The following is a 4,872-nucleotide window of genomic DNA, read 5'->3' as shown; positions in this document are numbered from 1 at the left end:
CTGACTCTTCATTTTTAACTCTTTGAGATAAGAAATCAAAAGCTAATTCTGAGTTACTCTTTTGTCCATAAAACACACGATATGCATCAAACAGCGGGCTAACAACTCCTAGCTCACCAAGTTTTACTTTTACCACTTCCATATAAAGAACTCCATTTTTAATGAGAAAGAGCCATACGGAATGAAAAATACCATCCACTGAAAATCGCTCTTAAATTGTTTGCTAGCCGACATCTACTCGATAAAGCGCATTGACTGGCTTTTCTACAAAATACGACCATACATGCTTAAACACTGCGTGTTGATTTGGAAATGGGGCCAACTCTAGTGCTTCTTCTAAACTACACCACTTATATTCTGTATGCTCTTCATTTAGAACCACCTCTTGCTCTGGTGGACACATCACAACGAAAACAGGGATAAGCTGAATTACATTCACACTCGCTTCATAAAATTGTTCTAGAAACTGAGCATTGAATAGGTTTGACACTTCAATTTGAGTCTCTTCCTTGAACTCACGAACGATGGCATCAATGCCTGTTTCATCTTCTTCAATTGAGCCTGCGACATGACACCAAAAGCCACCTTTTACTCTTTTCATGAGTAGAATTTTTTCTTCGCCATCAATTTTAGATAATGCCACGCCTGACACAATTGATGTATTTAAAGGGATCATAATTAACCTCTTAAAGTGTTGTTATAAGCACTTTTTACCAACCACTACATCGGTAATATACTGCTCATTGTTATTCAAATATTGGATATCCGCTAGATACGCCAAATGGTGACCGTCTCTGATGTTTTCGATAAAAGCTTGATTGCCATTACCAGCTTCATTATGCATATGGTCAACCAACGATTGAACTCTCTCTGTCATTGCTTTAACTAAAACCAAACGATCAGCTTCAAGCAAACCATAAGCATCACAAAACTGCTCGGCTCGCATAGACTGAGCTCCTAAATCCCCCATTGCATCATACACATGAGTTTTAAATGGAGCCCAACAATACACAGCATAAGCGATATCCCAAACTCTCGGCGCGGGATGCGCAGTATCAAAATCAATAATCCCCACGGTTTCTGAGCCAACCAATACAACATTGTATGGCGCGTAGTCTCCGTGACAAATAACTTCCATGGGTTCTCTACTGGGAAGCATCCACTCTAATGATTCAGTCGAATGATGTGATAGAAACGAACTAGATGCATCATGGTATAAACGAAGAAGTTTAGCTGCGGAAGTCAGTGCTTCAGTCGTGGCAATATTGCCTTTTAGCGGATAATTAAAAACCTCTCCTTCAACATAAGATAATATTTCATTATCTTTTTCGTCAAACCCGTAAGGCTTAGGAGCTGCATTAAAGCCCTTTTTAGCAATATGGGACAACAAACTATATATTGTTTCAGACCACTTACCACGCGGCCGATAAACCTTATTCTCAGAGCGGAAAACCCGCCCTTCACGCCCACCTTGAAGTTCTTCCATGAATATCCTTATGAGTATTATTTATATTGTGCTTATAACACCGCATTAAGGTGTGAGCAGCGCTACCACCAAACCTAAACCATTACACCGTAAACACAAAAATTCAAATTGGAATGAAAGCGGCAAACGTTAAGATACACTCTTAAATTGTTTAGTAGGCCACTGTACAACCGCTGTTCTACTAGTAAAAAACACTCGATATTCTTTGAAGAACAATAATACCTGAGGGGGTAAAGGTCCAAAGAAATGCACTGATATTTAAGATTATAGTGATCCACAAAATTGTTTTGAACGGCTGCTTCTTCGATTTATGGCGTAGCTGATTTTGTGCAAACAATGCTCCAGGCCAGCCACCAAACAACGATAACATATGAAGTGAGTTTTCTGGCGTTCTCCATTGCCCAGTTTGAGCGGCTTTTTTGTCCACTGAAAACATTACATATGTAATGATACTTATACCGATATAAAGTGGAATTATAAATAATGGTCGCCCAAAAACGATAAGCGCTGCACACACGAAAACTAAATATGAACAACCAAATAATACGCTCAAAGGAAGAGCTTCCTTGCCTTCTATTGTTGCATCGACGGCATTAAATCGCCCACGATTATCTTCGCGAACTTCAAACGTCACTTCATCGTTTAACCTAGGTCGATGATTGCTATTTTTCACTGATGAAGCATGGATAAAAACTCGCAAATTACCGTTCAATGCTGATATAAAACCGTAACCTTTTGAGTCATTCCATTCTGTAATCTTACCTTTCACGACCTTTTCCTATTGTAAATATGACCTGTGTGGCCTAACGCCGCAATAATACGTGCGAACGGCTTACTTACCAAGCCAATTACACTCTAAACCACGAATGCCGAGTGTACGAGTGTAATAGCAACGTGTTGATTGCTTTGTTAAATGTACATCTAACGGCTAGTGCGATACTTAACCAATGACGGACTTTCACAATCTATTGTTTCTATGTAGATATTACGTTCCTTCCACATAACTTCAATATCATAAAGGCAAAACGAATATTTAGTTGGATCTACAACCCAAACCCCATTAACTTGAACTGATACTGACGTAAATAATTCATTATCATTACCCCACCAAGCTAAAACCAAATACTTACAACTTGCACCATTATGAAAAATAACAAACGCAGCAGTCTGATCCCATTCGAGAGTTATTTCAGATTTAACCTCTGTTAGTCGGTGATGAAAAGCGACCATATTGATTGGTTCTTCATTTGCTGAAATGGTATAAATATTAACTCCATCCGCATCTAGCCAATCTTGCTCACCTTCCAGTTTTCGTAATTTATACATTGTACCTCCTTGTACGATTAACGCCCAATTAAGGTGTGAAGCACGCTACCCCTACACCCAATTTGAACACCGTAAACACTGAACTAGATTCAAACCAAAAATGCCAAACGTGCTGAATCACTCTTAAATTGTTTGTTATAGCTCAGCGATGTGTGACAGGGTTTCTGGATGACGCTGAACCAATTTTAAAAGGGTTACCGCTTGTCCATTTGGTGCGCTACGCCCTTGTTCCCAATTTTCTAATGTACGAGATGATGTATGCAGTAAATGTGCAAACACACCACGAGACATATTAAATTGTTCACGAATACTCACGATTTCATTAGGTGAAATATCTAACTCACTGAAATCGTTAACTTGATGAGTTTTAAGGGTTAACTTACCCTCAGAATGTTCTTTAGCCTCAATAATAGCTGAACTTAACTCTGTAAATAGGTCACGATTGCTCATTACGCCACGCCTCCATAAAAGCCTTTAATTGTTTCTTTTGGTCTGCGGTTAAATCGGACATTTCATTCTTGCCATAAATTGTCAGCAAGTAGAAACGACGTTTTTCATCGAGGAAGTAATAGATAACACGAGAGCCACCACGCTTGCCCTTGCCTTTACTTGCAACTCGAATCTTTCGCAAACCACCTGTACCTTGAATCACAGCACCCTGTTTCGGGTTAGACATTAATTCAGCTTGAAAAAGTCTAAACTCTTCATCGCTGAGATACTCATTACGGTACTTTTCAAATATGGTCGATTCGACAAATATACTTTTCATATGCAAAGTATACGCAAGTAACGTACAGATAGCAAAACTGTACGTTATTAACGAGTTCGCTCTTGCCAAGGTCTGGCGAGCGCGATTACTTGAGGCCATCAATCAACACCCTCAACTGTGGTTACCTAAATCTATACCGAAACAATGGGTCGTTGACTGTCAAGGCGTGGGTTATGGTGAGCCTGCGTTGGAGTACCTGTCACGCTACCTGTACCGAGGCGTACTACCAGACAACGACATCATCCACAGTGATGACCATAGTGTCACTTTCCGTTACAAGGAAAGTAAAACCAATACAATAAAGACACGTACCTTACCCACCCTTGAGTTCTTGTTGCTCATCTTGCAGCATGTACTGCCTAAAGGCTTACAACGAGTACGTGACTACGGTTTTTTACGTGGCCAAGCGAGAGCCCTGCGAGTACGTATCCAACTACTCATGCTTGGCATTTTTTATCAAACGCCGCCAACCACTATGACCATTCGAGCCAAAGCAACACGAACTTGCCCACACTGCCAGCATCACATGGAGTGCGTAGGAATAACGCGACCGAGATAGCCGAAAGGCAAACATAATAAGGATAATGGCTGAAGTTAACCTAGAGGAGATATAACAAAAAAAAGACGATAAAAAACAGCTACCCCATTGATAAAATTACTATCGTAATTTTATCTTAGCTTCGCTCGCCTTGAAGAAAGACTCAAGGCGATGCGCCTACCAAACTAGATCGCACAATTTACTATAAGAAGTGGCTACGGGCTTGTTCAACACCCGGAATTTAACGCTGGCTGCGCAGCGCTTAATCCTTATTTGTTATACAAAATATTACTCAAAGTAGCTTAAATCTATTACTTCAAGTGCTGATTTGTCGACTGTTCCTATACCTTTGCATATCGGGCATAGCCGTTCATTATAACGACCTTTCCCTGTACATAGTGGGCACTCTTCCTGTTCAAACGGAGATAAATCAATTTCTGAAATAGCTTCGACATCCACTGTTCCAACCCCTCGACATATCGGGCACTCGCATTCGTTATGACTGCCTTTACCTTTACACAATGGGCACTCTTCCTGCTCAAACGGAGATAAGTCAATTTCTGAAATAGCTTCGACATCCACTGTTCCAACCCCTCGACATATTGGGCACTCCCATTCGTTATGACTGCCTTTACCTTTACATAATGGGCACTCTTCCTGTTCAAACGGAGATAAATCAATCTCTGAAATAGCTTCAACATCTACTGTTCCAACACCTCGACATATCGGGCACTCCCATTCATTATGGCTACC

The 4,872-nt window shown here is 40.5% G+C and carries 7 protein-coding genes and 1 pseudogene; 1 reads left to right on the top strand and 7 read right to left on the bottom strand.

Going from position 1 to position 4,872, the window contains the following annotated elements; genetic code table 11:
* Window positions 1–223 precede the first annotated feature (223 nt).
* The 6 genes from AACV33_RS12270 to AACV33_RS12245 all read right to left on the bottom strand — a co-directional run bounded on the left by AACV33_RS12270 (window position 224) and on the right by AACV33_RS12245 (window position 3,581).
* Entirely contained in the window at window positions 224–676 is a 453-nt protein-coding gene (locus AACV33_RS12270) for an NUDIX hydrolase (protein ID WP_017022275.1), read from the bottom strand.
* A 21-nt stretch (window positions 677–697) separates the two neighbouring features.
* Window positions 698–1,486 carry a phosphotransferase gene (locus AACV33_RS12265; RefSeq protein WP_182700299.1) on the bottom strand — a complete coding sequence of 263 codons (789 nt, stop codon included), beginning with the start codon at window positions 1,484–1,486 and terminating at the stop codon, window positions 698–700.
* A gap of 181 nt (window positions 1,487–1,667) precedes the next feature.
* On the bottom strand, window positions 1,668–2,255 hold the full coding sequence (locus tag AACV33_RS12260) for a DUF1294 domain-containing protein (RefSeq protein ID WP_023603295.1): 588 nt from the start codon (window positions 2,253–2,255) through the stop codon (window positions 1,668–1,670).
* A gap of 152 nt (window positions 2,256–2,407) precedes the next feature.
* On the bottom strand, window positions 2,408–2,812 hold the full coding sequence (locus tag AACV33_RS12255; RefSeq protein WP_182700298.1) for a hypothetical protein: 405 nt from the start codon (window positions 2,810–2,812) through the stop codon (window positions 2,408–2,410).
* A gap of 135 nt (window positions 2,813–2,947) precedes the next feature.
* The gene (locus AACV33_RS12250; RefSeq protein WP_012550279.1) at window positions 2,948–3,262 is read right to left on the bottom strand and encodes a helix-turn-helix domain-containing protein; all 315 of its coding nucleotides are present in this window, start codon (window positions 3,260–3,262) and stop codon (window positions 2,948–2,950) included.
* A complete protein-coding gene (locus tag AACV33_RS12245; protein ID WP_182700297.1) occupies window positions 3,249–3,581 on the bottom strand; it encodes a type II toxin-antitoxin system RelE/ParE family toxin in 333 nt (110 codons plus the stop codon). Before AACV33_RS12245 ends, AACV33_RS12250 begins: the two co-directional genes overlap by 14 nt.
* Window positions 3,582–3,615: 34 nt before the next feature.
* Here AACV33_RS12245 and AACV33_RS12240 point away from each other — a divergent pair.
* A pseudogene (locus AACV33_RS12240) lies at window positions 3,616–4,140 on the top strand (IS91 family transposase); the annotation flags it as partial.
* A gap of 267 nt (window positions 4,141–4,407) precedes the next feature.
* Here AACV33_RS12240 and AACV33_RS12235 read toward each other — a convergent pair.
* Window positions 4,408–4,872: zinc finger domain-containing protein (locus AACV33_RS12235; protein WP_304503138.1), on the bottom strand; the 465-nt coding region annotated here is incomplete at its 5' end.

Source organism: Aliivibrio sp. SR45-2 (genome assembly GCF_963890165.1).
Lineage (GTDB): Bacteria > Pseudomonadota > Gammaproteobacteria > Enterobacterales > Vibrionaceae > Aliivibrio > Aliivibrio salmonicida.
This window is presented reverse-complemented; position numbering and strand designations above follow the sequence as displayed.

Coding starts and splice junctions, on each gene's coding strand:
- AACV33_RS12270 (WP_017022275.1), bottom strand. CDS start 676: ATGATCCCTTTAAATACATCAATTGTGTCAGGCGTGGCATTATCTAAA.
- AACV33_RS12265 (WP_182700299.1), bottom strand. CDS start 1,486: ATGGAAGAACTTCAAGGTGGGCGTGAAGGGCGGGTTTTCCGCTCTGAG.
- AACV33_RS12255 (WP_182700298.1), bottom strand. CDS start 2,812: ATGTATAAATTACGAAAACTGGAAGGTGAGCAAGATTGGCTAGATGCG.
- AACV33_RS12250 (WP_012550279.1), bottom strand. CDS start 3,262: ATGAGCAATCGTGACCTATTTACAGAGTTAAGTTCAGCTATTATTGAG.
- AACV33_RS12245 (WP_182700297.1), bottom strand. CDS start 3,581: ATGAAAAGTATATTTGTCGAATCGACCATATTTGAAAAGTACCGTAAT.